General features: G+C 58.6%; 26 protein-coding genes. 13 read left to right on the plus strand and 13 right to left on the minus strand.

Features of this window, described 5'->3' with window-relative positions; all coding sequences use genetic code 11:
* Positions 1–666: 666 nt before the first annotated feature.
* The 3 genes from C7964_RS07815 (at position 667) to tpiA (ending at position 2414) form a co-directional block, all read left to right on the plus strand.
* Entirely contained in the window at positions 667–1029 is a 363-nt protein-coding gene (locus tag C7964_RS07815) for an SUF system Fe-S cluster assembly protein (protein WP_110279099.1), read from the plus strand.
* Between the two features lie 95 nt (positions 1030–1124).
* The gene (locus tag C7964_RS07820; RefSeq protein ID WP_110279100.1) at positions 1125–1487 is read left to right on the plus strand and encodes a HesB/IscA family protein; all 363 of its coding nucleotides are present in this window, start codon (positions 1125–1127) and stop codon (positions 1485–1487) included.
* A 195-nt stretch (positions 1488–1682) separates the two neighbouring features.
* Entirely contained in the window at positions 1683–2414 is a 732-nt protein-coding gene (gene tpiA / locus C7964_RS07825; protein WP_110279101.1) for a triose-phosphate isomerase, read from the plus strand.
* Here tpiA and C7964_RS07830 read toward each other — a convergent pair.
* Positions 2411–3241 carry a cobalamin B12-binding domain-containing protein gene (locus tag C7964_RS07830; protein ID WP_110279102.1) on the minus strand — a complete coding sequence of 277 codons (831 nt, stop codon included), beginning with the start codon at positions 3239–3241 and terminating at the stop codon, positions 2411–2413. The genes tpiA and C7964_RS07830 overlap by 4 nt on opposite strands.
* A 197-nt stretch (positions 3242–3438) precedes the next feature.
* Between C7964_RS07830 and C7964_RS07835 the strand changes: the two genes are divergently transcribed.
* Positions 3439–4608, plus strand: a complete 1170-nt coding sequence (locus tag C7964_RS07835; protein ID WP_110279103.1) for a cytochrome P450 — start codon at positions 3439–3441, stop codon at positions 4606–4608.
* A gap of 2 nt (positions 4609–4610) precedes the next feature.
* Here C7964_RS07835 and C7964_RS07840 read toward each other — a convergent pair whose 3' ends face one another.
* From C7964_RS07840 to C7964_RS07850, 3 genes are all read right to left on the minus strand, one after another.
* The gene (locus C7964_RS07840) at positions 4611–5408 is read right to left on the minus strand and encodes a DUF2145 domain-containing protein (protein ID WP_110279451.1); all 798 of its coding nucleotides are present in this window, start codon (positions 5406–5408) and stop codon (positions 4611–4613) included.
* Between the two features lie 12 nt (positions 5409–5420).
* On the minus strand, positions 5421–5756 hold the full coding sequence (locus C7964_RS07845) for a hypothetical protein (RefSeq protein ID WP_110279104.1): 336 nt from the start codon (positions 5754–5756) through the stop codon (positions 5421–5423).
* Positions 5757–5840: 84 nt separating this feature from the next.
* Complete coding sequence (locus C7964_RS07850) at positions 5841–6302, minus strand: Lrp/AsnC family transcriptional regulator (protein WP_110279105.1); 462 nt, start codon at positions 6300–6302, stop codon at positions 5841–5843.
* A gap of 135 nt (positions 6303–6437) precedes the next feature.
* Between C7964_RS07850 and cysG the strand changes: the two genes are divergently transcribed.
* The 6 genes from cysG (at position 6438) to C7964_RS07880 (ending at position 11854) form a co-directional block, all read left to right on the plus strand.
* Complete coding sequence (gene cysG / locus C7964_RS07855; RefSeq protein WP_110279106.1) at positions 6438–7829, plus strand: siroheme synthase CysG; 1392 nt, start codon at positions 6438–6440, stop codon at positions 7827–7829.
* On the plus strand, positions 7829–8128 hold the full coding sequence (locus C7964_RS07860; protein WP_110279107.1) for a DUF2849 domain-containing protein: 300 nt from the start codon (positions 7829–7831) through the stop codon (positions 8126–8128). The genes cysG and C7964_RS07860 overlap by 1 nt, the downstream gene beginning before the upstream one ends.
* A gap of 2 nt (positions 8129–8130) precedes the next feature.
* Positions 8131–9801 carry a nitrite/sulfite reductase gene (locus tag C7964_RS07865; protein WP_110279108.1) on the plus strand — a complete coding sequence of 557 codons (1671 nt, stop codon included), beginning with the start codon at positions 8131–8133 and terminating at the stop codon, positions 9799–9801.
* Entirely contained in the window at positions 9791–10510 is a 720-nt protein-coding gene (locus C7964_RS07870) for a phosphoadenylyl-sulfate reductase (protein WP_110279109.1), read from the plus strand. The genes C7964_RS07865 and C7964_RS07870 overlap by 11 nt, the downstream gene beginning before the upstream one ends.
* Complete coding sequence (locus C7964_RS07875; protein WP_110279110.1) at positions 10507–10917, plus strand: DUF934 domain-containing protein; 411 nt, start codon at positions 10507–10509, stop codon at positions 10915–10917. Before C7964_RS07870 ends, C7964_RS07875 begins: the two co-directional genes overlap by 4 nt.
* Before the next feature lie 88 nt (positions 10918–11005).
* Positions 11006–11854 carry a ferredoxin--NADP reductase gene (locus tag C7964_RS07880; RefSeq protein ID WP_502693562.1) on the plus strand — a complete coding sequence of 283 codons (849 nt, stop codon included), beginning with the start codon at positions 11006–11008 and terminating at the stop codon, positions 11852–11854.
* 72 nt (positions 11855–11926) lie between these two features.
* Here the strand turns inward: C7964_RS07880 and C7964_RS07885 are convergent, their stop codons facing one another.
* Positions 11927–12703, minus strand: a complete 777-nt coding sequence (locus tag C7964_RS07885; RefSeq protein ID WP_110279112.1) for a hypothetical protein — start codon at positions 12701–12703, stop codon at positions 11927–11929.
* Between the two features lie 248 nt (positions 12704–12951).
* Between C7964_RS07885 and infC the strand changes: the two genes are divergently transcribed.
* Positions 12952–13446 (plus strand): translation initiation factor IF-3, encoded by a 495-nt coding sequence (infC, locus tag C7964_RS07890; protein ID WP_502693563.1) that lies wholly within the window; start codon positions 12952–12954, stop codon positions 13444–13446.
* A gap of 54 nt (positions 13447–13500) precedes the next feature.
* Here the strand turns inward: infC and C7964_RS07895 are convergent, their stop codons facing one another.
* From C7964_RS07895 to C7964_RS07925, 7 genes are all read right to left on the minus strand, one after another.
* Complete coding sequence (locus C7964_RS07895) at positions 13501–14292, minus strand: FAD binding domain-containing protein (RefSeq protein WP_110279114.1); 792 nt, start codon at positions 14290–14292, stop codon at positions 13501–13503.
* Between the two features lie 12 nt (positions 14293–14304).
* Positions 14305–16674, minus strand: coding sequence for a xanthine dehydrogenase family protein molybdopterin-binding subunit (locus C7964_RS07900; protein ID WP_110279115.1), 2370 nt, complete (start codon positions 16672–16674; stop codon positions 14305–14307).
* 71 nt (positions 16675–16745) lie between these two features.
* A complete protein-coding gene (locus tag C7964_RS07905) occupies positions 16746–17231 on the minus strand; it encodes a (2Fe-2S)-binding protein (RefSeq protein ID WP_110279116.1) in 486 nt (161 codons plus the stop codon).
* 106 nt (positions 17232–17337) lie between these two features.
* Positions 17338–18318, minus strand: coding sequence for a molybdopterin-binding protein (locus tag C7964_RS07910; RefSeq protein ID WP_110279117.1), 981 nt, complete (start codon positions 18316–18318; stop codon positions 17338–17340).
* Complete coding sequence (locus C7964_RS07915) at positions 18315–19289, minus strand: XdhC family protein (RefSeq protein ID WP_110279118.1); 975 nt, start codon at positions 19287–19289, stop codon at positions 18315–18317. Before C7964_RS07915 ends, C7964_RS07910 begins: the two co-directional genes overlap by 4 nt.
* A gap of 58 nt (positions 19290–19347) precedes the next feature.
* The gene (locus tag C7964_RS07920) at positions 19348–20595 is read right to left on the minus strand and encodes a vWA domain-containing protein (protein ID WP_110279119.1); all 1248 of its coding nucleotides are present in this window, start codon (positions 20593–20595) and stop codon (positions 19348–19350) included.
* On the minus strand, positions 20595–21500 hold the full coding sequence (locus C7964_RS07925; RefSeq protein ID WP_110279120.1) for an AAA family ATPase: 906 nt from the start codon (positions 21498–21500) through the stop codon (positions 20595–20597). Before C7964_RS07925 ends, C7964_RS07920 begins: the two co-directional genes overlap by 1 nt.
* A gap of 114 nt (positions 21501–21614) precedes the next feature.
* Here C7964_RS07925 and C7964_RS07930 point away from each other — a divergent pair, with 114 nt between their 5' ends.
* Positions 21615–22838 carry an acyl-CoA dehydrogenase gene (locus C7964_RS07930; protein ID WP_110279121.1) on the plus strand — a complete coding sequence of 408 codons (1224 nt, stop codon included), beginning with the start codon at positions 21615–21617 and terminating at the stop codon, positions 22836–22838.
* A gap of 100 nt (positions 22839–22938) precedes the next feature.
* Positions 22939–23883 carry a phosphoadenosine phosphosulfate reductase gene (locus C7964_RS07935; RefSeq protein WP_146214835.1) on the plus strand — a complete coding sequence of 315 codons (945 nt, stop codon included), beginning with the start codon at positions 22939–22941 and terminating at the stop codon, positions 23881–23883.
* Here C7964_RS07935 and C7964_RS07940 read toward each other — a convergent pair.
* On the minus strand, positions 23874–24086 hold the full coding sequence (locus C7964_RS07940) for a YjiS-like domain-containing protein (protein ID WP_110279123.1): 213 nt from the start codon (positions 24084–24086) through the stop codon (positions 23874–23876). The two genes, C7964_RS07935 and C7964_RS07940, sit on opposite strands and share 10 nt — an antisense overlap.
* Positions 24087–24130 lie beyond the last annotated feature (44 nt).

Consider the following 24130-nt stretch of genomic DNA (forward strand, 5'->3'; position numbering starts at 1 on the left):
GCCTTATGATGAGTAAATGTCCTTCAGTTATTCCTGAAATTTACTGATCAGGCTGCAACCAGTGGCTTCCGCCTCAATCGCGTGGTCGCCACAGTCTGCCGCAGCGAATAGACCGCTTGTATATTTGCTGCAAACTCGGCGCTTTGGCAGTTGCCATCGCGTCTATCGATCCCGGCGAAGAATGTGCCGAACCTTGGCATGGACATGCAGCTGGGCCGTAAGTGTACTAGTGAAAGTTCTGTCTGATGAAAATGTTCCCACATACCTTCGCACCGGTCCCCCCCGTTCAAGAGCCCGTGCAACAAAAACAAACAAAGGCGATCCGCCCGCAGCACTGCGCCAAGGGCGATGTCCCGGTCAACCTAGATATCGAAAGACTGGTCGCGGTGATGCGCTCCGCCAGCGCCTGCCCAAAGGATGCGCAGCAATGCAGGCGCGAACTGATTAAGAAACTGCCCCCAGAGACAATCGACTGGAACACCGTGGACTGGGTCGCTTTATGGCCCTTTAAGACACGGCGTCATTGATCCTACGCCAATCTTGGCTGTACGGGCCCGCGTTGCCCCGACCGACCGTGTCATCGATCTGGCACTTTGCCTCGCACCCCCTTTACGCCCCCGCGCCCAATCCCTATATGTTTGCTCAGGAATTGCGGGAACCAAGACCATGACAGATAGTAACGCTCAGCTTGAAGGTGCGCCAATGATTGCGCCGTCAACGACCGATCACCCCCTTTACGAGGATGTCGTCAAGGCCTGCCAATCTGTCTACGACCCTGAGATTCCGGTGAACATCTATGACCTTGGTTTGATCTACACGATTGATATCTCGGAAGATAACGCCGTTAACATCATCATGACCCTGACTGCCCCGGGTTGTCCGGTGGCTGGTGAAATGCCCGGATGGGTCGCCGATGCGGTTGAACCCCTGCCGGGCGTGAAACAGGTTGATGTCGAGATGACGTTCGAGCCGCAATGGGGTATGGACATGATGTCAGACGAAGCGCGTCTTGAACTGGGCTTTATGTAAACTGCCGCCAGCCTGATCACATTCTTTGGCATTGGCACAGCCGCACCTTGAGTGCGCGGTCCATCTCACCTACATTGGATGCAAAGGAGCACTTCATGTTCGGCATTCCAGGCAAACAAGCGGTTACCATCACCGACAAAGCCGCGGCACAAATCGCCAAGCTGATGGCAAAGGACGGTCATCAGGGCTTGCGCATCGGCGTCAAGAAAGGCGGCTGTGCGGGCATGGAATACACCATGGACTATGTGACCGAGGTTGATCCGCTGGATGAGGTGGTAGAACAGGATGGCGCACGCGTCATGATTGCGCCAATGGCGCAGATGTTCCTTTTCGGCACGGAGATTGATTACGAAGTCTCACTCCTCGAAGCGGGCTTCAAATTCCGCAATCCCAACGTTGTTGACGCATGTGGTTGCGGCGAGTCGATCAAGTTTGACGAGAACCTTTCCGCCAACTGAGCAAGCGCGCAGAGAGTCCTTTTGCGGGTTCCGGCAAGAGCCACCCGCGACGGCCGGCCTGTTCCGAAAAATGTCGGTGACCTGTGAATTCACTGCGGTGCTGCGGGTCCAATGCCGTGGCTGCCCTTGACGTGGGCCAAGAGGCCTGCGAGTTAGCTAAACGCACTCTTGCTTCACCGGAATAAGGACGCCGCTATGCCCCGTAAGATCGCCGCAGGTAACTGGAAGATGAACGGGACGCAAAGCACACTGGCCGAATTGGAGAAGCTCGAAGACAAACATGGCGATGCGGATATCGCGATCCTGATCTGCCCCCCCTTCACCCTGATTTCCGCCTGCGAAGACACGCCATTTGATATCGGCGGTCAGGATTGCCACACAGCTCAGGCGGGCGCACATACCGGCGACATCAGCGCTGAAATGCTTGCAGACGCCGGGGCCAGTTATGTGCTGCTGGGTCACTCCGAACGCCGCACCGACCACGGGGAAACCGACGCGCTGGTCGCGGCAAAGGCGCAAGCGGCCTATGATGCGGGGCTCATTGCGGTCATCTGCATCGGAGAAACACTCGACGAGCGTGAAAACGGCACAACGCTTGATGTCATTGATCGGCAGCTTGGAGGCTCGCTACCGGCAACAGCGGATGCGCTGAATACGGTCATTGCCTACGAACCCGTCTGGGCGATCGGCACCGGAAAAGTGCCGTCAAACGACCAGATTGCCGAAGTCCACGCCCATATACGCAAACGCCTGCAAGACCGCTTTAGTGACGGGACAGAAATGTCACTGCTCTATGGCGGCTCTGTCAAAGGCAGTAACGCCGCGGAAATCTTTGCCGTGCCAAATGTGAATGGTGCCCTTGTTGGCGGGGCCAGCCTGACCGCCGAGGCTTTCTCGCCCATCATTTCGGCACTCGAAAAGGCCTAGCCCGCGTCGATATTTATCAGATCACGCAGTGTATGGACCGCGGTTTCGATGTCTTCCATCACAGCATCCGCACCGACCACATCAATGATATCCGCATGGTGCGTCAGGATATTGCCCGCCACAATCACATGCGCCAGCGGTTGCGAGATACGCAAGGCCAGCACCAACCGTGTCAGCGCTTCGATCATCCCGTCGGAATTGGCAACCAGCACAATAGCTTTGTAGTTGCGCCGCTCCGACTGTTCGATGAGCGTGTCATGATCCAGCGCCACCATCATATCCACATCCCAGCCCTCACGGCGGAACACATCAGTGGCGATCTCGATCCCGATCGTGTGGGTTTCACCTGGCACCAGCGCGAACATCGCAGGCCAGTCGTCCCTGTCGCCGAAAATTCCGGGGGCAATCACATGGCGCAGGCCACGGATGATGCGATAGAGCTTGCCGCAGGCCAGCGTGACATCAATGAACGAAATATCGTCATTGTCCCACATCTCGCCCAAGCGGCGGGCAGCACCTGCTACATAGCCCAGATAGATCGCTTCAAGCGCAACACCGTCGCGTCGCGCCGACAGAATAAAGTTGTCTGCCGCATCATCAGTTTTCGACAGCAATGCGCCACACAACTGCTCGATATCTGACTTCGTTGGCAAATCTTCTTTTTTCAACGCATGTGGCATTCGAAAAGCAAGACGCCTTACAACTTCGCGCGCAAGGGCCGAGACAGCCTCTTCCGGCAGTTTCTCTCCGACCAACCGGAAATGGCGGTCGGCCCTACGATACTCTGAGCGATCAAACGCGTTCTCGTCCATAGGCGCGTTGGCCATGAACGTCCCTCCCATGTTGGCTACGGAATTCACAATGTCATCTGTTCCCGACGACTATTTGTATCCAACTGTATGCACGTTAACATGGGAAAACTGGCCGCATACCGCGTCAGAACGTCGCGGCGCAGGTGCAGCATGACATGCAAATAATTCGCTGCCGCTTGCAATCTGCAGGGCGGTCGGACAAATGTTCTGCCATGCAAAAATTTCAAAAATCCCCCACTGATCCGGCCTTTGTTCAAGACCCATATCCGTTCTATGCGCAGGCCCGTGGTGCAGGTGATTTCATCTGGTGGGACGACTTTGAGATGGCCTGTGCTGTGTCGCATAAGATGGTGCATGCAGTGCTACGCGACAAACGGATGGGGCGCGAATGTCCACCTGAACTTGCACCCGATATCCCCGCACATCTTCGGCCGTTTTATGACGTTGAGGACCATTCGATGCTGGCGATTGAACCGCCACGCCACACCCGTCTGCGATCCCTTGTTCTGCGTGCGTTTACGAGCAGGACAGTCGCCGCACTCGGCCCTGACATCCGCCAACTCTGCCATGAGTTGATTGATATGTTTCCAAATCAACCCTTTGATTTGCTGACTTATTATGCCCAACCGGTGCCGGTGCTCATTATCGCGCGCCTTCTCGGTGTTCCCGAAGAACGCGCCGATGATTTGCTACGCTGGTCCAACGCCATGGTGGCAATGTATCAGGCCCGCCGCACCCCCGAGATCGAGGCGGCCGCTGTGGCCGCCACAAATGATTTTGTCGCCTTCATGCGCGGCTACATTCAGGTCCGCCGCAAGACTCCTGCCGATGATCTGATCTCGACCCTGATTGCCGCCGAAGAAGACGGCGCACGTCTGAGCGAGGATGAGTTGATCAGCACCTGCATCCTGCTTTTGAATGCAGGGCACGAGGCGACAGTGCATACTTTGGGCAATGGCACCAAGACGCTGCTGGAACAGGGTCTGCGCGAGATCGACGAAGCCTTGGTCGAAGAAGTGATCCGCTACGATCCGCCCCTGCATCTGTTCACGCGCTGGGTTTATGAGGATGTGACATTGGGCGGCCAGTCCTTCAAGCGCGGTGACCAGATCGCCTGTCTGCTGGGCTCTGCAAACCGCGATTCGCAGGTCTATACGGACGCTGATTCCTTTGATCCGACCCGCAAAGCCCCGCAGAACAACAGTTTCGGGGGCGGCATCCACTTCTGCGTTGGCGCGCCACTGGCCCGTCTTGAGCTTCAGATCGCCCTTGAGGTCCTGTTTGAACGCTGCCCCGATCTGCGCCTGACCGAAGCTCCGGTCTATGGCGATGTCTACCACTTTCACGGGCTGGAGCGGCTGATGGTCTCCACCAGCCGTTAGGCTCAGAACCGTGTCAGCGCCGTGGGCGTGATCCGGTAAATCTCTGCTGCAAGGTCATTATCGCCCATAAACCGCGCGATGGATCCGAAGGTTGCTGTACCGACCTGCGCACCATGATCGACCGTGGTCAGCGCCTGTGACGCAGCGGGCGCTAGAAGGCGTTGCAATCCGTTGATTGGCACGGGCTGTGGTACAAAATAGGCGGCGATATTGGCTTTGATTTGCGCGCGATCATCCGTGTCGTAGAGGGCTGCCATCACCACATCCAACGTGTGCTCGGTACAGTTCTGAAACTGTGCCGTGCGCGGATTGGCCAGCACCGAATAGTTGGCGTTGTGCAGGGCGGCATAGGTCGGGCTGTCAATCACGGCCAGCAGTTTGCGCTGCAGGCGCGGATCAGGGATGATCACACCGGCGTCCAGACTATGCGCACCAGCAAAGAAATCGGCAGGTGTGTCCTGGACAAGGTCGCTCTGGGTCAGATCACCTTCGCGCTGGTAGAGGTTATAGACGCGGTACCCCTGCCCTGTTGAGCCGTCGGCGCGGGTGATTTGCGCGTAAACCCAAAAAGCGACATGAGTATAGTTGATGCCTTCCGGCAGGACGGACGGATCACGCCCGACCCGCGAAACAATGGCCACATTGGCGCCGCGCGACGCAAGATCGCGCTGCACACGGTTGGCGAAACTGGCGACCTCATCAGCGGGCAGAACGGGGTTGCCGGCTGCACTGCTGCCTGCGAAGGACGGCGTGGTGAAGGCAGCTATCGCCGACACAAGAATAATAAAGAGACGTTTCATCATGGCCTCCCCTTAGTCCAACCGTGGCGGGCCATCAGCCGCTACACATGTTGCCGTTTGCATGGTCTGGCAGGTGCCCAGTCCCGCCTCCAACACGTCGCTACCAACCGCCACAGAGGTGGTCCCGACGCTCTCAATTGCCGCGCCGGTTACTGAAAGCGCAGCTCCTGTCGCGATGATCGGCACCGCCGAAACAGTCGCGGCACCTGATGCCACCGCCGCCGCGCCATGACTGGCGGCTTCCGCGCTGTGGTTGGCGGATTGGGCAGTATGCTGTGCGCTGGGTGCAGCACAGGCTGCCGCCAAAGCAAGTGTCGCGAGGGCAATTGTGATCTTTATCGTTTGCATGGTGTCTCTCCAGATATGAACATTGTTCACATACCTAGAGAGCCAGAATTGCGCCGTCAACAAAAATATTGAACATCGTTCATTTTAGAGTGGCAGAGCCACGGTCGACTTAATCTCTTCCATCGACAAAAGTGCTGTCACATTATGCACTTTCACCTCGGAAATCAGGGCTTGATAGAACGTGTCATAGGCCCGCGCATTGCGCACGCGCACCTTTAGAATATAGTCAATATCCCCCGCCAAACGATGCGCCTCTTGCACTTCAGGTCGTGACTTCAATGCCTTGAGGAACTGCCCCTGCCACTCTGCGTCATGCTCGGACGTGCGGATCAGGACAAAGAAACAGGCCTCAAACCCAAGCGCCTCGGCATCGAGCAAGACGGTGTGCTGGCCGATCACCCCCGCCTCACGCAATTTGCGAATGCGATTCCAAACAGGCGTCTTGGAGGACCCCACAGCCTTGGCGATATCGTCCAGCGATTGCGCCGCATCCGCCTGAAGTGCCGCTAAAATCTTCCGGTCTGTGGCGTCTATGCGTACCGACATTCTTAAATCCCCTCAATCATAGGACAGGCAGTCCAAATTCGCAGCAAGGCAGAACATATGTCCTTAACTGGCATCATGGGGAGGCAAATAGCAGAACGATGTTCTATATTGAAGATAAGAAATTTGAGGTTCGCTATGAAGCATTTCCCGATCTTCCTTGCCGTCGAAGGCCGCCGCATCGTTCTGTCGGGCGGTGGTGATGCCGCAATGGCCAAGCTGCGTTTGCTGATGAAGACCGAGGCGCATCTGACCGTCATCGCCGCCGAGATCGCACCCGATATCCGCAAATGGGCCGATCAGGGCAAGCTGCGGATCATCGAGCGCGCCATGGAGCCAGGTGACGCACTTTGCGCTGCGCTGTTCTATGGCGCCAACGAGGATGACGCCGAAGACGCCCGCGTGGCCGCGATTGCCCATGCCGAGGGGGCTTTGGTTAATATCGTCGACAACCTTGCTGACAGCCAGTTCATTACCCCGGCCATCGTTGACCGTGATCCGGTGACAATCGCAATCGGGACAGAGGGTGCCGCCCCTGTTCTGGCACGCGCGATCAAAGCCGATCTGGAAGCACGGCTGCCCACATCGCTGGGTGTGCTTGCGCGGATCGGCAAGACCTTCCGCCACGCGGTTGATGTGCTGCCGATGGGCCGCAAGCGCCGTGATTTCTGGTCGGCCTTTTACTTTGGCACAGGCCCCAAGGCGCTGGCCGATGCAGGCGAACAGGCGGTTGTGCCAGCACTGGAGACGCTTCTGGACAGCCACATCATGCAGGAGCGGAAATCCGGTTCCGTCGATCTTGTTGGCGCGGGCCCCGGTGATCCGGAACTTCTGACGCTGAAGGCCCGCAATGCGCTGGATAAGGCCGATGTGGTTATTCACGACCGGTTGGTAACGCCCGAGATTCTGGAACTTGCCCGCCGCGAAGCGATTATCATCGATGCCGGCAAAGAGGGCTTTGGCCGCGCTATGGCGCAGTCCGATATCGACGCGCTGATCGTGCAGCATGCGCTGGAGGGCCAGCACGTTGTGCGGCTTAAGGCAGGTGATCCCACGGTCTTTGGCCGTTTGGACGAGGAAATTGCCGCAATCACGGCGCATGACATTCCCTACACCATCATCCCGGGCATCACGGCGGCGTCTGCCGCTGTTGCCAACATCGGACAAAGCCTGACCAAGCGCGGGCGCAACTCAGCGGTGCGCCTGATCACGGGGCACGACACCAAAGGCTATGCCGACCACGACTGGCGGGCATTGGCCGCCCCCGGTGAAGTGGCGGCGATCTACATGGGCAAGAAATCGGCCCGCTTTATCCAGGGCCGCCTGCTGATGCACGGCGCTGATCCGGCAACACCTGTGACGATTATCGAAAACGTCAGCCGCGCCGATCAACAGATCATCGCGACCACGCTGGCCGAACTCGAACCCACCCTGACCCAAGCCAATTTGCAGGGCCCGGCCATCACCTTCCTCGGCCTTGCCCCCCGTGACGCCGCAGCACTGGCGATCAGCCAAAAGGAATTTGCATAATGGCCCGTACATTCACACCCAAAGTGGTCACCGCCAACGCCTTGCTGGAAGGCGATGCCGTCTGGTTGGCAGAGGATGACACATGGACACGCGACATCCGCGAAGCCGAGCTGCTGACAGATGAGGCCCACGCCGAGCTTCGCCTGCTTGAGGCGCAATCGCGCCGGGATGAAATCGCAGGGGCCTATCTGGCGGATGCCAAAGCCACCGAAGACGGCCCTGCGCCGACCCATTTCCGCGAAGAATTCCGCACACGCGGTCCTTCAAACTACGCCCACGGCAAGCAAGTGGAACTGTAATCATGTATACCTACACCGATTTTGACGAAGCCTTCGTGCGCACCCGCGTTGCCCAATTCCGCGCGCAAGTAGAACGCCGCATTGACGGGTCTTTGACCGAGGATGAATTCAAACCGTTGCGCCTGATGAACGGTCTTTATCTGCAATTGCACGCTTATATGCTGCGGGTCGCGGTGCCCTATGGCACGCTGAACCCCGCGCAGATGCGCCAGCTTGCCTATATCGCGGACCGTTGGGACAAGGGGTACGGCCATTTCACCACGCGCCAGAACATCCAGTACAACTGGCCCAAACTGCAGGACGTGCCGGATATGCTTGATGCGCTGGCCGATGTCGGCATGCATGCGATCCAGACCTCGGGCAACACAATCCGCAATGTGACCGCCGATCATTTTGCCGGTGCGGCAGCGGATGAAATCGAAGACCCCCGCGCCATCGCCGAACTGCTGCGCCAGTGGTCCACCGACCACCCCGAATTCCAGTTCCTGCCGCGCAAGTTCAAGATCGCCGTGACCGGTGCCGCCCATGACCGCGCGGTGACGAAAGCGCATGACATCGGCTTGCGCATGGTGCGCAACGACGCGGGCGAGCCCGGTTTTGAGGTCATCGTCGGTGGTGGTCTTGGCCGCACGCCGATGGTGGGCAAAGTGCTGCGGGCGTTCCTGCCCAAGGCGGATCTGCTGCCTTACTGCGAGGCCATCGTCAGCGTCTACAACCTGCTGGGCCGTCGCGACAACAAATACAAAGCGCGGATCAAGATCACCGTCCATGAAAACGGGCTGGAAAAGATGCAAGAGCTGGTCGAGGCCCGCTTTGCCGATATCCGCGCTGATTTCAAAGGCCACGACCAGGCCCTGCTGGCCGAGATTGAGGCCGCCTTTGCGCCACCCGCCTTTGTGACGAAATCCACTGACGGGTATGAAGCCGCCCGTCTTGCAAACCCCGCTTTCCGGTCGTGGAGTGACACAAACCTCTCCGCGCACAAGGCCGACGGCTATGCCATCGTGTCGATCAGCATCAAGAAACACGGTGCCACACCGGGCGATGCGACCTCGGACCAGATGCGCGTGATGGCCGATCTGGCCGAACAATACGGTCACGGCGAATTGCGCATCAGCCACGAGCAGAACGTCATCCTGCCCCATGTGCATAAGTCCGATCTGCCTGCGGTCTATGCAGCACTGCGTGAGGCAGATCTGGCCACCGCCAATATCGGCCTTGCGTCAGATATCATCGCCTGCCCCGGTATGGATTACTGCGCGCTGGCCACCGCGCGTTCGATCCCTATTGCGCAAGAGATCGCGACCCGTTTCGACGAACTCAAAATCGAACACGAAATCGGGCAGCTTAAGATCAAAATATCGGGCTGCATCAACGCCTGCGGGCACCACCATGTGGGCCACATCGGTATTCTTGGGCTCGACCGTGCGGGCGTGGAAAACTACCAGATCACGCTGGGCGGTGACGGCACAGAGACCACGACAATCGGGGAACGCGCCGGTCCCGGCTTTTCTGCGGATGAAATCGTGCCTGCCATCGAACGCCTTGTGACTGGTTACCTGTCGCTGCGCCAAGACGCGGATGAAACCTTCCTGCAGGCCTATCGCCGTCTGGGCATGGAGCCTTTCAAAGCCATCCTTTACCCACGAGAGGATAAAGCAAATGCCGCTTAAAGAACTCGTTGAACGTCGCAATATCCTGCACCGCAAGAGTGATGCGCAAACTGTGCTGCGCCATGCGTTGGATGATGTGGAACTTGGCAAAATTGCTTTGGTGTCATCCTTCGGGGCCGAGAGTGTCGTGCTCTTGCACATGCTGTCCGAGATCGACAAGGACGCGCCGGTCATCTTTCTCGATACCGAAATGCTGTTCGCGGAAACACTGGCCTATCAAAAAGAGGTCGCGGAACATCTTGGCCTGCGTGATGTGCGCGTGATTACGCCAAACCGCAACGCGGTGCTGACCGAGGATGTGGACGGGCTTTTGCATCAGGCCGACAAAGACGCCTGCTGTGATCTGCGCAAGACCCGGCCCTTGGCTGAGGCGCTTGAGGGTTTTGACGGCTGGATCACCGGCCGCAAACAGTTTCAGGGTGGCAGCCGCGCAACCTTGCCTTTGTTCGAAAAGGACGGCCGCAAGATCAAGATCAACCCGCTTGTCCAGTGGAGCTCTGCCGATCTGAACGCTTACATTGCGGATCACAACCTGCCACGCCATCCGCTGGTGGCCAAAGGCTATCCCTCCATCGGCTGTTTGCCCTGCACCACCCGCGTGAGCGACCATGAAGATCCGCGCGCAGGGCGCTGGCGTGGTAGCGACAAAACCGAATGCGGGATTCATTTTGAGAATGGCAAAGCCGTACGACAAGGACAGGCAGCATGAGTGTGATTATAACAGACCGCGGGTTTCAAACGGATGATTTCACCGCAGGTTTTGTCGGCTTGGGTGAAAAAGCCGCAAATGATTGCGGCTATGGCATCGACCTGCCGTCCGACACGTCACCTGACGCCTTGGCCGATCTGACACAGGCCAAGATGATCCGGATTGACTTTCCATCCTCGGCAGACGGGCGCGGCTTTACGCTTGCGTCACTGTTGCGGCGGGCGGGCTATCAGGGACGCTTGCGCGCCAAGGGTCATGTGCTGGCCGATCAATACGCGATGGCGCGCCGGTCCGGCTTTGACGAGGTCGAGATTGATGACGCCCTCGCCGCACGCCAGCCCGAAGACCAATGGCTCTACCGTGCAGACTGGCAAAACCACCACTATCAGGCCCGTTTGCGCGGCTAATCGGCAAAGAAAAGGCCACCGCCCCTTTCCCTGATCCAGATCAACGACTAAACCGGAGGTCGGCCCTATCAGGGCTGCCATGAATGATATGACCGAGCAAAAACCTGTGACCTTAGATACCGCCAAAGCCGTGCCCACCCTGCCTGACGCGCAGACCGTGACCGAAGTAAAGCACTACACGGACCGTTTGTTTTCCTTTCGGGTAACGCGGCCTGCCTCGCTGCGGTTCCGGTCGGGCGAGTTTGTGATGATTGGCCTGATGGGCGATCCCGACCCCAAAACCGGCAAGCAAAAGCCGCTGTTGCGGGCCTATTCCATCGCCTCGCCCTCTTGGGATGAAGAGCTGGAGTTCTATTCAATCAAAGTACAGGACGGCCCGCTGACGTCCCGCTTGCAACACATCCAGCCCGGTGACGATCTGATCCTGCGCCCCAAACCTGTGGGCACGCTGGTGCATGACGCCCTGCTGCCCGGCAAACGCATCTGGTTCTTTGCCACAGGCACAGGCTTTGCGCCATTTGCGTCGCTGCTGCGCGAACCGCAGACCTATGAAGACTATGACGAGGTGATCATCACCCATACCTGCCGTGAAGTGGGTGAATTGACCTACGGCCGCGACCTGATCGAAGCCCTGAAGACCGACGAATTGCTGAACGAGGTGATCGGCGAAGGGTTCTGGAAAAAGATCAAATACTACCCGACAACCACACGCGAAGAGAGCCCCAAGATGGGCCGGATCACTGACCTGATGCGCTCGGGCGAGGCATTTGCCGATCTGGGCGTACCGCCACTGTCGCCCGAAACCGACCGCGCAATGATCTGCGGCAACCTTGCCTTCAATCTTGAGCTCAAGGATATGCTGGAAGAATATGGGCTGGTCGAAGGGGCGAATTCGAACCCCCAGCATTACGTTGTGGAAAAAGCATTCCTCGACTAACAACCTGACAAGACAAAGAAAAAGGCCGCGTGAGTGACCACGCGGCCTTCTTTGTTTGTTGCTATCGCGGGTTTACATGCCAAGCGCTTCACGGATGCTCTCAAGCACAGGCTGCAGCAATTCCGGCTGGTTCCGTGCGCCTTCCAGCGACGTGGTCAACACTGTCTTCTGCATTTCTGACAGCTCGGAGTTCTGCACGATCTCCAGAACGCTATCAAAGTCGAAACCCTCAACTGTCAGCACTTCGCCATCCTCGGACAGCATGGCGTCCGGTGTGGCGTCAGCTTCTGCCGGGGCTGCGTCCTCGGTCATGGCATCGACGGCTTCTTCGGTTGCAGCTTCTGCGGCACCTTCGGTCGCCTCAACGGCTTCCTCGGTTGTACCACTCAGCGCGTTGACGGCGTCAGTTGCTGCGTCCGTTGCGCTATCCAGCGCGTCTTGAACAGCATCCGCTGCCTGATCGCCCGCAGCAGTTGCGGAATCGATGGCGGCTTGTGCTGCAGCTGCGGCCTCTTCAGCAGCGGCCTGCGCTGCAGCTTCGAGCGCGGCAGCCTGTTCAGCGGCAAGTGCTTCTGCTTCGGCAGCGGCTTGCTCGGCCGCTTCTTGTGCAGCAGCGGCTTCGGCTTCTGCCGCGGCTTCGGCTGCAGCGGCTTGCTCGGCTGCCAATGCCGCTGCTTCTGCAGCTTCAGCCTCGGCGGCGGCTTGCGCCTCGGCAGCGGCGCGTTCTGCTTCTTGTGTGGCCCCTGTCAAGACACCAACGGCCTCACCCGGTGTCCGTCCTTGGGCTGCATATTGGTATCCAAAAAAACCAGCGACCGCCAAAACGACGAGAATAATGATCGCACGCATGGGTCATCTCCTTCCAAATTGATATATTTGGGCCCCCACTGGGCCTTGCTGTGCGGTATGTCAGATGGGCAGTGAATGAGAAAGTGCAATCGCGGGGGAAAAATCGGCGGAAAACCGCATCTTTTCCGGGTTGAAGGTAACCAGCGAGAGGTTTAGTTTGCCCCTTACCTTTTTGGAACAACGCAAGGATAAAGACCATAGGACGCAGACCTCATAACGCACCACCACAACGCGAAACCGGCCCACGTATTAACGAGCGTATCAGATCGGATGAAATCCGCCTGATCGGGGCGGATGGCGAAAATGTGGGCGTTGTAACTCCCGCACGTGCAATGGAAATGGCCGACGAAGCTGGCCTGGACTTGGTGGAAATCTCACCAAACGCCAACCCGCCGGTTTGCAAGATCATGGACTACGGCAAGTTCAAATACGAGACTCAGAAAAAAGAAGCTGAGGCGCGTAAGAAGCAGAAGATCATCGAGATCAAGGAAGTCAAATTCCGTCCGAACACGGATATCAACGACTACCAAGTGAAAATGCGCAATGTTTTCAAGTTTCTTGAAAACGGCGACAAGGTAAAGATCACCCTGCGGTTCCGCGGCCGCGAGATGGCGCACCAGGAATTGGGCCGTCAATTGTTGGAGCGTGTTGCCGAAGATACCAAAGAAGCCGGCAAGGTCGAGAACTTCCCAAAAATGGAAGGCCGTCAGATGGTTATGCTGATCGGACCACTGACGAAGTAAGACCGGAACGTCTGGAATTGAAAAAAGCCCCCGCAATCGCGGGGGCTTTTTGGTTCAGGCCGCAGCAGTAACCGCCCGGCCCGTCATGACTTTGACCAGATGTGCGCGATAGTCCGGCGAGCCGTGCAAATCGGCGATCATCTCATCAGCGGGCACAGTCAGCCCGTCAAGTGCCGCGGCCGAGAAGTCCGCCGACAATGCGGCTTCTGCCTCACTCCAGCGGAAGACCCCGTTTTCAGAGGCCCCTGTTACGGCCACACGGACGCCATCCGCGTATTTCGCCACAAAGACACCCACCAAGGCAAAACGCGACGCGGGCTGTACGAACTTCTGGTAGTGCGCTTTTTCAGGCACCGGAAAGCGTACTTCGGTGATCACTTCGCCATCCTCAAGGGCGGTCTCGAACATCCCCTGAAAATAGTCATCCGCCGCAATCTCGCGCGCGTTGGTGATGATCGTGGCGCCTGATCCCAATGCCGCCGCAGGATAGCAGGCGGACGGGTCATTGTTGGCAAGCGATCCGCCGATGGTGCCACGGTTACGCACCGCAGGATCACCGATATTGGCGGCAAGACCCGCCAACCCCGGATAATGTGCGGCCGCCTCTTTGGCCACAGTGGCATGGTTCGTCGCGCCCCCGATGCAAACCGCACCATCATCGGCCAGACACACGCCTTTCATCTCGCCAATGCCCGTCAGACTGACCAAGGCAGAGGGCATCGCCAGGCGCTGCTTCAGCGTGGGGATCAGTGTCTGCCCCCCGCCCAGCGCCTGCGCGTCCTCTTCTTTCAAAGCTTTGACCGCATCCGCAATCGTGGAAGGCCGTTCAATATCAAAAGCATACATCTGTGGTCTCCCTTATGCGTTATTCATCGCAGCCCAGACGCGCGCAGGCGTCAAAGGCATGTCGATATGTGTCACGTTCTTGCCGCCCGATTGCAGCGCATCAATCACCGCATTCACGACCGTCGGTGGCGATCCGATCGCACCGCCTTCGCCACAGCCTTTGGCCCCCAGAGGATTATGCGTGCAGGGCGTCCCACCATCATGACTGACCGCGATAAACGGCAGATCATCGGCGCGTGGCATGACGTAATCCATGTAACTTGCCGACAAAAGCTGGCCGTTTTCGTCGTAGGTGGTGTTTTCCAGCAGGGCCTGTCCGATACCCTGAACAACACCGCCATGCACCTGTCCGCTGACGATCATCGGGTTCATGACGTTGCCAAAATCATCACAGGCGGTAAAGCGTTCAATCGTGACCTTGCCAGTCTCTGGATCAACCTCCACCTCACAGGCATAGGCGCCTGACGGATAGGTAAAGTTGGCCGGATCATAGAAGGCTGTCTCCTCCAGTCCCGGCTCAATATCCTCGAGCGGATAGTTGTGCGGGATATAGGCCTTGAGCGCGACCTCACCAAAGCTGACGGACTTATCCGTGCCTTTGACCGTGAATTGGCCTTCCGCGAAATCCACGTCATCGGCAGAAGCTTCCAGCATATGCGCTGCGATTTTCTTGGCCTTGGCGATGATCTTTTCGGTCGCACGAACCATGGCCGATCCGCAAACCGCGAGGCTGCGGGATCCGTAAGTGCCCATCCCGAATGGGATTTTCGAAGTATCACCATGCACGATATCGACCGATGCAGGATCAATCCCCAGCATATCCGCCACGATCTGCGGGAACACCGTCTCATGTCCCTGCCCGTGACTATGCGCGCCCACCATGACACTGAGGTTGCCGGTCGCGTTCACGCGTACCGTGGCGGCATCATACAGGCCCACACGGGACCCAAGCACGCCAACAAGATTTGAGGGCGCAATACCGCAGGCTTCGACATAGGCATTGATGCCCAGACCGCGCAGCTTGCCTTTCGCCTCGCTCGCCTTGCGGCGCTCTTCAAAGGCCTTGCGATCTACAATTGCCTCCATCTTGTCCATCAGCGCATCATAGTCGCCGCTGTCGTACTCCAGTCCGGCGGCGCTGGTGAAAGGAAACTGGTCGCGCTTGATAAAGTTTTTGCGCCGCAGTTCCACGGGGTCCATCCCCAGTTCGCGGGCCGCCATGTCGATGACGCGTTCAATCGAATAGGTCGCCTCGGGCCGCCCGGCTCCGCGATAGGCGTCCACAGGGGCGGTATTGGTGAACACTGCTTTGAGGTTCACATAGACGTTGGGCACCGTATAGTTACCCGCCATCAAGGTGCCATGCAGGAACGTCGGCGTCGCGGTCGAGAAGTTCGACAGATACGCCCCCACATTGGCCAGCGTGGTCGTACGGAAAGCAATAAAGGTGCCGTCCTTTTCGCAGGCCAGTTCAATCTTGGTCACGTGGTCACGCCCATGCGCATCGCTGAGGAAACTCTCGGTGCGATCCGCCACCCATTTTACAGGGCGTCCGACCTTTTTCGAGGCCGCCAGTACCAGCGCTTCTTCACCGTAGTGGTAGATTTTCGAGCCAAAACCCCCACCCACATCAGGGGCAATCACGGTCAGTTTGTTCTCGGGAATGCCCAGCACAAAAGCCGAGATCAGCAACCGCGTCAGGTGCGGGTTCTGCGAAGTTGTTTGCAGCAGATAGGAATCGCCTGCCGCATCATAGGTCCCGATCGAGGCCCGTGGCTCCATCGCGTTGGGCACCAGACGGTTGTTCACAAGCTCCAGCGTGGTCACATGCGGTGCGTTCCTGATCGCCTCATCGGTGGCGGCACGGTTGTCCTCAATCCAGCCCCAGTCAAAACACTGGTTGGTGCCGATCTCGTCATGCACAACATTGTCACCGGCCAAGGCGTCAGCCATGTTGATGATCGCAGGCAGCTCCTCGATATCGGCAATGATCTCCTCGGCGGCATCGCGCGCCTGCTGTTCGGTCTCGGCAATCACGGCGGCATAGGCGTCCCCCACGTGGCGCACCTTGCCATGGGCCAGCACAGGACGCTTGGGCTCTTTCATCGGCTCGCCGTCGCGGCTGTTGATCAGCCAGCCTGCGGGGTTGCCGCCCACATCCACGAAATCCTCGCCGGTAAAGACCGCCAGCACACCGGGCATGCTCTCTGCCGCCGATGTATCAATGGATTTGATTACACCGTTCGCCACGGTCGAGCGGACAAAAATCGCCGCCGCCTGCCCGAAGACATTGATGTCTGCGGTATATTTTCCCTTCCCAGTCAGAAAGCGCACGTCCTCGCGGCGCGTTGTGCTGGCACCTATTCCACCATCTTTTGGCATTCTCATTCCTCCCTGTCGGAGCCGCAATTTTTCATCGAAAAATTGGCCCCAAATTTTCCTCGAAAATTTGCTTACTCGGCGGCGATGGCCGACACATCCTGACCGGATGCGGCCATGATCGCTTTGACGATGTTGTGGTATCCGGTGCAGCGGCAGATGTTGCCTTCCAGATATTCACGGACTTCGCGTTCCGTGGGTGTCGGGTTCTCTTTCAGCAATGCCGCCGCAGACATCACCATCCCGGGTGTGCAGAAACCACATTGCAAACCGTGGTGATCCTGAAACGCCTGCTGGATCACATTCAGCGATCCATCTGCATTCGCCTGCCCTTCAATTGTTGCCACATCGGCACCATCCGCCTCGACTGCAAACATTGTGCAGGCTTTGACCGCCTCGCCGTTTACATGGATGACACAGGCCCCGCATTGCGAGGTGTCACACCCCACGTGCGTGCCTGTCAGTCGCAGGTCATTGCGCAGGAAATCCGACATCAACGTGCGGCCCTCCACTTCACCCGACACGGATTTTCCGTTCACGGTCATAGTTACCGACGCCATTGTTTCCTCCCAAAAACAGTTCTGCTTTGAGATGAGTTAAACACGGCAAAAGGCACTTGAGAACACCCTACTTCCGCTGCACCTGCAAAGTAACGGGGATTTGTGCCTAGAGACTGGCACGTGGTTTGGGGCGGGACGGGATTTCCTTCAGCAGTCCCCCGACGCCCATCTTGGTAAAATCGGCAGGTGTCGGGCTGAGGCCGCAGATGACACGCTCCAGCACCCAGTCAGCCCCGTTCAAAGCCGGCGAGCGGGCACATCCCGGCAAACCCACAACGGGTTTTTCTCCATAGTTTCCTAAGAACAACAGGTTCCCCGGGTCAACAGGCATCCCGAATTGCGTGACCTCGCCCCCCGCCTGCCGCAGCGCCGAAGGCCCCACATCCTCGACGTCCGACGTGGCTGAGGCGGTGAGGATAAAGATCACCTCGCCTTCCGCCCCCTTGATGGCTTCCGCCAAGGGCGCATGCGCATGCGGCACTATCACGCGGGGTGTCAACGTGACGCCCAATCGTGACAACCGTGACGCCAATGCGCGCCTGCCTTTGGTTGCGGGTGGTTTGCCAATATCGGTTTCAATCAGACTCGCCGTCGTCGCGCGGGGCGGCAACAGCGCCAAGGCCCCGTTGCCAGCCGCACAGGCAGCCGTCACATCATCGGCTGGAACGGCATAGGAAATGATCTTGATCGTCGCGACCATCGCCCCTTCCTCTACCCTTTGCAGTGGTAGGACTGTGGCGACCGTGATCATCGGATTGACGGCATTTGCGGCGTCAATCCGCGCGGCATCGATCTGCACAATACCGGGGCCTTTGGCATAAAGGTTCACACGCCCTGTCGCGGCCTTGCTGATGTGCAGCCCGGCGCCTGCAATCGCTGCAGCAAACTGTGCTGCTGCAGTGTTCTCGTTCAGATCACCGGGATCATAGCGCGCGACGATTACCTGCGCGTGTCCCGCCGCCAGCAACGCCGCGATATCCGCATCAGACAGGACCTGCCCTTTGCGCAGCGCGCCCGTCTTCACCGGCACCGAATGCGCCAAGACGGCGCCCGCCGCCTCTTGTGTCGGAACAGGTCCGAATTTCACGGTTTTTTCCGCAAGGCCTGCGTCACCTCTGCCATGATGCTCACCGCAATTTCGGCAGGCTGGCGCCCCCCAAGATCAAGCCCGACCGGCGCATGGATGCGGCCGATCTCTTCATCGGTGAAACCCACCTCTTTGAGGCGCGCGACCCTTTTGGCATGGGTGCGCGTCGATCCAAGGCAACCCAGATAGAAAGCCTCGGATTCCAGCACCGTCACAATCGCGGGATCGTCCAGCTTTGGATCGTGGGTGAGCGTGATCACCGCCGTGCGGGCATCAATCCTGAGCGCGCGCAGGGCCTCATCCGGCCAGTCATCAAGGATGATTTCGTCAGGAAACCGTGCCTGCGATCCAAAGGCCGGACGCGGATCAATCAGGATCGGCCTGTATCCACAGGCGCGCGCCATGGGCACCAGATGCTGTGCAATATGCACCGCCCCGACAATAACCATCCGCAAAGGCGGATTATGCACGGCCACAAAGGTGCGCCCGTCCTCTTCAATCCCTGACGTATCGGTGCGCTGCCGGTCAGGATAAGTCCATGCCGCCTGCAGCCGCGGGCGGCTTGCGATAATATCGGTGACGTAGACGACAGGCGTGGCCTCAGCGCGGGCATCGGCCAGCCGTTCAAGGATATCTACCGGCATCACAGGGCCCACAGGCTCGATCAGCACCTTGATCTCGCCGCCACAGGCCAGACCGACGGCAAAAGCCTCGTCATCGCTCACGCCAAAACTCAGCAAACGCTGTTCGCCGTCGGCAATGGCGTCAATCGCCTCGGTGATTACGGCCCCTTCGACACAGCCCCCCGACACGGACCCCTCCATTGCGCCATCGGCATCAATCACCAGTTGGCTGCCCACAGGACGCGGAGCAGAGCCCCAGGTCTGCACGACTGTCGCGATCGCCACACCACGGCCCGCGCGGTACCATTCAAGCGCCAGTTTCGGCAGGTCATTGATGTCATCTGTCATGGTAGCCATACCCTCGTTCGCGTGCTGCCTGCTTTATCACAGCTCAACACTGCCCGCATCACAATCGCGCCAGCAGGCGCGCTTTTTCTCCAGTATCGTCAGGACGTGACAGCGCCTCTGCCAAGCCTGCCAGCGACGCGATATTGTGGCCTGCGCGAAAACTCGAACAATGCGGCAGCATCTGCATGATCCCCCGCGCCTTGGGCGCAAACCCGTCCCAACGCAGCAATGGGTTCAGCCAGATCAACTGGCGCGAGGACAGCCGCAGGCGCTCCATTTCGCGGCCCAGATCATGGCCCGCGTCACGATCAAGCCCGTCGGTGATCAACAGTACAACCGCGCCCTGCCCCACGACACGGCGCGACCAGTCGCGGTTGAAGTCATGCAAACAGGCCCCGATCCGTGTGCCGCCTTGCCAATCCTGCGCCTCGGCCCCCGCCGCCGCAAGAGCCGCGTCCACATCACGCCTGCGCAGGTGGCGGGTGATGTTTGTCAGCCGTGTGCCAAAGGTAAATGCATGGACCTGCGCCCAACCCTGCCCCTGCCGGTTCGACACCGCATGGACGAACTGCAAAACTGCGCGCGAATATTGCGACATCGAGCCGGATATATCGCAAAGCACAACAAGGTTCGGATACCGCAGCTTGCGCCGTTTCGTTGCAAAATCAGTGACTTCGCCACCTTTGCGCATGGCGCTGCGCATCGTGCCCTGCCAGTCGGGTAACATCCCCGCCAACCGCGCGGTCCGGCGGCTGAGCACCGGCGGCACAGGCAGCGACAGCGTTGCCAGAACCGCCTTTGCCGCGTTCATTTCCGCGTTGCTCATCAATTCGAAGTCCAGTGTCCGCAGCCGTTCCTCTGCCGATGCGGTCTGCGTCGCGTCAATATCAATTTCGATCTCATCATCGGTGTCGGGTTGCGGCGGCAGCGGGCGTTCTTCCCCGTCCAATAGCGCCTCGGCCGCGCGCTTCTCTGCGGGGGCGGCTGAGCGTTCCTCCTGTGTGCCGCGCACCATCGGGCGCAGGAATGACATCATATGTTCAAGGTACTCCGGATCACGCCAATAAAGCCGGAATAGCTGGGCAAAGATCAGATGTTCCTCAGGTTTGCTGACAAAACACGCATGTAACGTCCAAAAGAAATCCTGCTTTTGCGAGAACCCCACGGCACTGACCGCATGGATCGCATCAATCACCCGCCCCGTACCAATCGAAAGCCCTGCACGGCGCAGGGCACGCGCGAAATGCGTGATGTTCTGCGCCAGTTTGGGCTCATCCGGCAGGGTCAGTGCGGGGTATTGGACCATCAGGCCTTTTCCAGATCGGCCTTGGCGGCATCAAGGATACGTTTGGCCTCGGACCCCTGTAGCCTCTGGATATCGTCCTGATACTTGAGGATCGCCCCCAATGTATCGGCAATGGTGGCCGGTGACAGGTCAATCACATCCAGAGCCAGCAAACACTTGGCCCAGTCGATCGTTTCCGCAACCCCGGGTTTCTTGAACAGGTCCTCTTCGCGCAACCGCTGCACGAAGGCCACGATTTCGCGCGACAGGGACTCGGAGGCCTCGGGCGCACGGGCATGGAGAATTTCAATTTCACGATCAAAATCGGGGTAATCGACCCAGTGATAGAGACACCGCCGCTTGAGCGCATCATGGACTTCGCGGGTCCGGTTCGAGGTCAGGATCACTATGGGCGGTTCCGGTGCAGTGACCGTGCCAAGTTCGGGGATTGTGACCTGAAAATCACTCAACGCCTCAAGCAGGAACGCTTCAAACGGGGCGTCGGTCCGGTCGATTTCGTCAATCAAGAGCACCGGCGCGCCACCCGGTTGCGGGCGCATGGCCTGTAAGAGCGGTCTTTCAATCAGGTAATCTTCGGTGAAAAGCTCGGATTTCAGCATGTCGCGGTCGGTGCCGCCTGCGGCCTCGGCAGTGCGGATCGCGATCATCTGTTCGGCAAAGTTCCACTCGTAAACCGCCGAAGACGCATCCAACCCCTCATAGCATTGCAACCGGATCAAACGGCGGCCCAAAGCCTGCGCGATCACCTTGGCAATCTCGGTCTTGCCGGTCCCTGCCTCGCCTTCCAGAAACAGCGGACGGCCCAGTTTGAGGCTCAGAAACACCACCGTCGCCAATGCCCTCCCGCAGACGTAATTCTCTGCCGCCAGTGCGGCCTGCACCTCATCAATGTCTGCAAATGCCATTCTGTGATCCTCCCATGCCTTAGAACTGCATCCCCGCACCGCCGCGTCAAGCCGTCCATTGCCCCTGACCCGCAGACGTCCTACCCTGCGCGCGACAAGTTGGGAGCAAAGACAATGAACGATTCCACGCCAATAAAAGCCACAGGTTTCGGTCCTGACCTTGGACCATTCGACTGGTCCGATCCGCTGCGCCTTGAAGACCAGCTGACCGAGGACGAGCGCATGTTGCGCGATGCGGCCAATGAGTTTGCGCAAAATACGCTGCAACCGCGCGTGACCGCCGCCTATCGCGATGCGACCGTTGATCCTGATATCTTTGCAGAAATGGGCGCCGCAGGCTTGCTCGGCCTGACGATCCCTGAAGAATACGGCGGTCTGGGTGCGGGCTATGTCACCTACGGGCTGGTCGCGCGCGAGGTTGAGCGGGTGGACAGCGGTTATCGGTCGATGATGTCGGTGCAATCCTCGCTCGTGATGTATCCGATCCACGCATACGGAAGCGAGGAACAGCGCCAGAAATACCTGCCCGGGCTTGCGGCGGGCACGCTGATCGGCTGTTTCGGCCTGACCGAACCAGATGCAGGTAGCGATCCTGCCGGTATGAAGACCACCGCGAAAAAGACTGATGATGGATATGTGATCAGCGGATCAAAGATGTGGATCAGCAACGCGCCGATAGCCGATGTCTTTGTCGTCTGGGCCAAATCCGAGGCACACGGCGGCAAGATCCGTGGTTTTGTGCTGGAAAAAGGCATGAAAGGCCTGTCGGCCCCCAAAATCGGCGGCAAGCTCAGCCTGCGTGCCTCTGTGACCGGTGAAATCGTGATGGATAACGTCGCCGTGGGTGAAGATGCCCTGCTGCCGGGCGTCCAAGGTCTGAAAGGGCCGTTCGGCTGTCTGAACCGCGCGCGCTACGGCATTGCGTGGGGTGTGATGGGCGCGGCCGAAGCGTGCTGGCATGCTGCGCGCCAATACGGGCTCGACCGCAAGCAATTCGGCAAGCCTCTGGCACAGACCCAGCTTTTCCAAAAGAAGCTGGCGGATATGCAAACCGAGATCACACTTGGGCTGCAATCCGCGCTGCAACTGGGCCGCCTGATGGAAGCAGGCAAAGCCGCTCCGGAAATGATCAGCATGATGAAGCGGAACAACTGCGGCAAGGCACTGGATGTCGCGCGGGCCTCGCGGGACATGCATGGCGGGAATGGAATCAGCGAAGATTTCCAAATCATGCGCCACATGGTGAACCTCGAAACGGTAAATACCTACGAGGGCACGCATGACGTGCACGCATTGATCCTTGGCCGTGCACAAACGGGGCTGCAGGCCTTCTTTTAGGCCAGCAGCGCAACATTAAACCTGTCTTTGTTGCTTATTTTACTGCCCGATTTGTATATACTCAGATGACAGGGGCGGGTGTGTTTCCGCCCCCGGGGTAATGAGTATGAATGACGGGCAGTTAGCCATCGATATCAGTCTGACGGACCTGAGCGCCAACGATTGGTTGGGTCGGATAGACGATTTTTGCGAAGATCACGGCTTCTTCGAGCAGCTTGGACGCGAGCATTGCGCGGGCTTTCTCGAGGCCGGAAACAAGCTTTTGGTCACCTTTGAGAACGCGCAACTGGTCCGCGAGAATAACCTCGATGCGGAACCGCGCGGCTTTGCCTATACCCGCCACGAAGGCTGGTCGCTGCTGTCACTGTTTTCGTTCAAGGAGAGCTGGTTTCGCGATCACCATGTTTATGAATTCTTTGACCGGCTGGTCGATGAAGGATTTTTCGACCAGTTCGAAAAGATCATCTTTCATGGTGGCGGCGGCGGTGCGTCATACGCTGCCGCAGCTTATTCGGTGACTGCACCGGGTGCGACGGTCATCGCGCTGCGCCCCCAGGCGACGCTTGATGCGGAACTGGCCGGCTGGGACCCGCGTTACAAACACGTGCGCCGGAAGAACTTTAACGACCGCTACGGCTATGCACCCGAGATGATTGATGCAGCGGACAAAGTGTTTGTTGCCTATGACCCGATCCAGCGGCTTGACGCCTGCCACGCTGCACTCTTCCGGCGGCCACAAGTGATCGCCCTGCCCTGCCCGCTGCTGGGTGATGATCTGGATCAGGCGTTTGACCGCCTGGGCATCCATGATGTGATTATCAAACTGGCCATGGATGATATGCTGGATCGTCGTCGTTTCACGCGGCTTTTACGCGCACGGCGTTATGATCCTACCTATGTCCGCGCGCTCGTGCGCCGTTTGGTGGTGACGGGCCATCCCCGTTTGGGCCTGATCGTCTGTGAATACATGATCCGGCGTGGCCACAAAGCGTTCTTCATCGACAAGCGTGAAGAGCTCACGCCGACCGAAGACATTCACACGTAGTAGGTATCGCGATAGACGTGTCGCAGGATTGTCTCACGGCTCAGACCGATATCGGCCAATTCGTCATCACTGAGCTTTTGCAGGCGAAGCACCTGCGCGGACCGGTTTTGCGCGGCCAAAAGCCGTGAGACGCCGCTTGCAATGGCGCCAAAGAAAGCAAGGAACGGCAACGGCGCCGTGTGGGAAGAAGTATGTCTGGCCATAATGGCTGTCCTATCGGGATCATTTGTTTCCCCCGCTAGATAGA

The organism is Loktanella sp. PT4BL, assembly GCF_003201935.1.
Taxonomy (GTDB): Bacteria; Pseudomonadota; Alphaproteobacteria; order Rhodobacterales; family Rhodobacteraceae; genus Yoonia.

Coding starts and splice junctions, on each gene's coding strand:
- C7964_RS07870 (WP_110279109.1), top strand. CDS start 9,791: ATGCCGCTTAAAGAACTCGTTGAACGTCGCAATATCCTGCACCGCAAG.
- C7964_RS07925 (WP_110279120.1), bottom strand. CDS start 21,500: ATGGCATTTGCAGACATTGATGAGGTGCAGGCCGCACTGGCGGCAGAG.
- C7964_RS07850 (WP_110279105.1), bottom strand. CDS start 6,302: ATGTCGGTACGCATAGACGCCACAGACCGGAAGATTTTAGCGGCACTT.
- C7964_RS07820 (WP_110279100.1), top strand. CDS start 1,125: ATGTTCGGCATTCCAGGCAAACAAGCGGTTACCATCACCGACAAAGCC.
- C7964_RS07895 (WP_110279114.1), bottom strand. CDS start 14,292: ATGTATGCTTTTGATATTGAACGGCCTTCCACGATTGCGGATGCGGTC.
- C7964_RS07920 (WP_110279119.1), bottom strand. CDS start 20,595: ATGGTCCAATACCCCGCACTGACCCTGCCGGATGAGCCCAAACTGGCG.
- cysG (WP_110279106.1), top strand. CDS start 6,438: ATGAAGCATTTCCCGATCTTCCTTGCCGTCGAAGGCCGCCGCATCGTT.
- C7964_RS07915 (WP_110279118.1), bottom strand. CDS start 19,289: ATGACAGATGACATCAATGACCTGCCGAAACTGGCGCTTGAATGGTAC.
- C7964_RS07875 (WP_110279110.1), top strand. CDS start 10,507: ATGAGTGTGATTATAACAGACCGCGGGTTTCAAACGGATGATTTCACC.
- C7964_RS07860 (WP_110279107.1), top strand. CDS start 7,829: ATGGCCCGTACATTCACACCCAAAGTGGTCACCGCCAACGCCTTGCTG.
- C7964_RS07900 (WP_110279115.1), bottom strand. CDS start 16,674: ATGCCAAAAGATGGTGGAATAGGTGCCAGCACAACGCGCCGCGAGGAC.
- C7964_RS07935 (WP_146214835.1), top strand. CDS start 22,939: ATGAGTATGAATGACGGGCAGTTAGCCATCGATATCAGTCTGACGGAC.
- C7964_RS07845 (WP_110279104.1), bottom strand. CDS start 5,756: ATGCAAACGATAAAGATCACAATTGCCCTCGCGACACTTGCTTTGGCG.
- C7964_RS07930 (WP_110279121.1), top strand. CDS start 21,615: ATGAACGATTCCACGCCAATAAAAGCCACAGGTTTCGGTCCTGACCTT.
- C7964_RS07815 (WP_110279099.1), top strand. CDS start 667: ATGACAGATAGTAACGCTCAGCTTGAAGGTGCGCCAATGATTGCGCCG.
- C7964_RS07885 (WP_110279112.1), bottom strand. CDS start 12,703: ATGCGTGCGATCATTATTCTCGTCGTTTTGGCGGTCGCTGGTTTTTTT.
- tpiA (WP_110279101.1), top strand. CDS start 1,683: ATGCCCCGTAAGATCGCCGCAGGTAACTGGAAGATGAACGGGACGCAA.
- C7964_RS07830 (WP_110279102.1), bottom strand. CDS start 3,241: ATGGCCAACGCGCCTATGGACGAGAACGCGTTTGATCGCTCAGAGTAT.
- C7964_RS07905 (WP_110279116.1), bottom strand. CDS start 17,231: ATGGCGTCGGTAACTATGACCGTGAACGGAAAATCCGTGTCGGGTGAA.
- C7964_RS07940 (WP_110279123.1), bottom strand. CDS start 24,086: ATGGCCAGACATACTTCTTCCCACACGGCGCCGTTGCCGTTCCTTGCT.
- C7964_RS07880 (WP_502693562.1), top strand. CDS start 11,006: ATGACCGAGCAAAAACCTGTGACCTTAGATACCGCCAAAGCCGTGCCC.
- C7964_RS07835 (WP_110279103.1), top strand. CDS start 3,439: ATGCAAAAATTTCAAAAATCCCCCACTGATCCGGCCTTTGTTCAAGAC.
- C7964_RS07865 (WP_110279108.1), top strand. CDS start 8,131: ATGTATACCTACACCGATTTTGACGAAGCCTTCGTGCGCACCCGCGTT.
- C7964_RS07840 (WP_110279451.1), bottom strand. CDS start 5,408: ATGAAACGTCTCTTTATTATTCTTGTGTCGGCGATAGCTGCCTTCACC.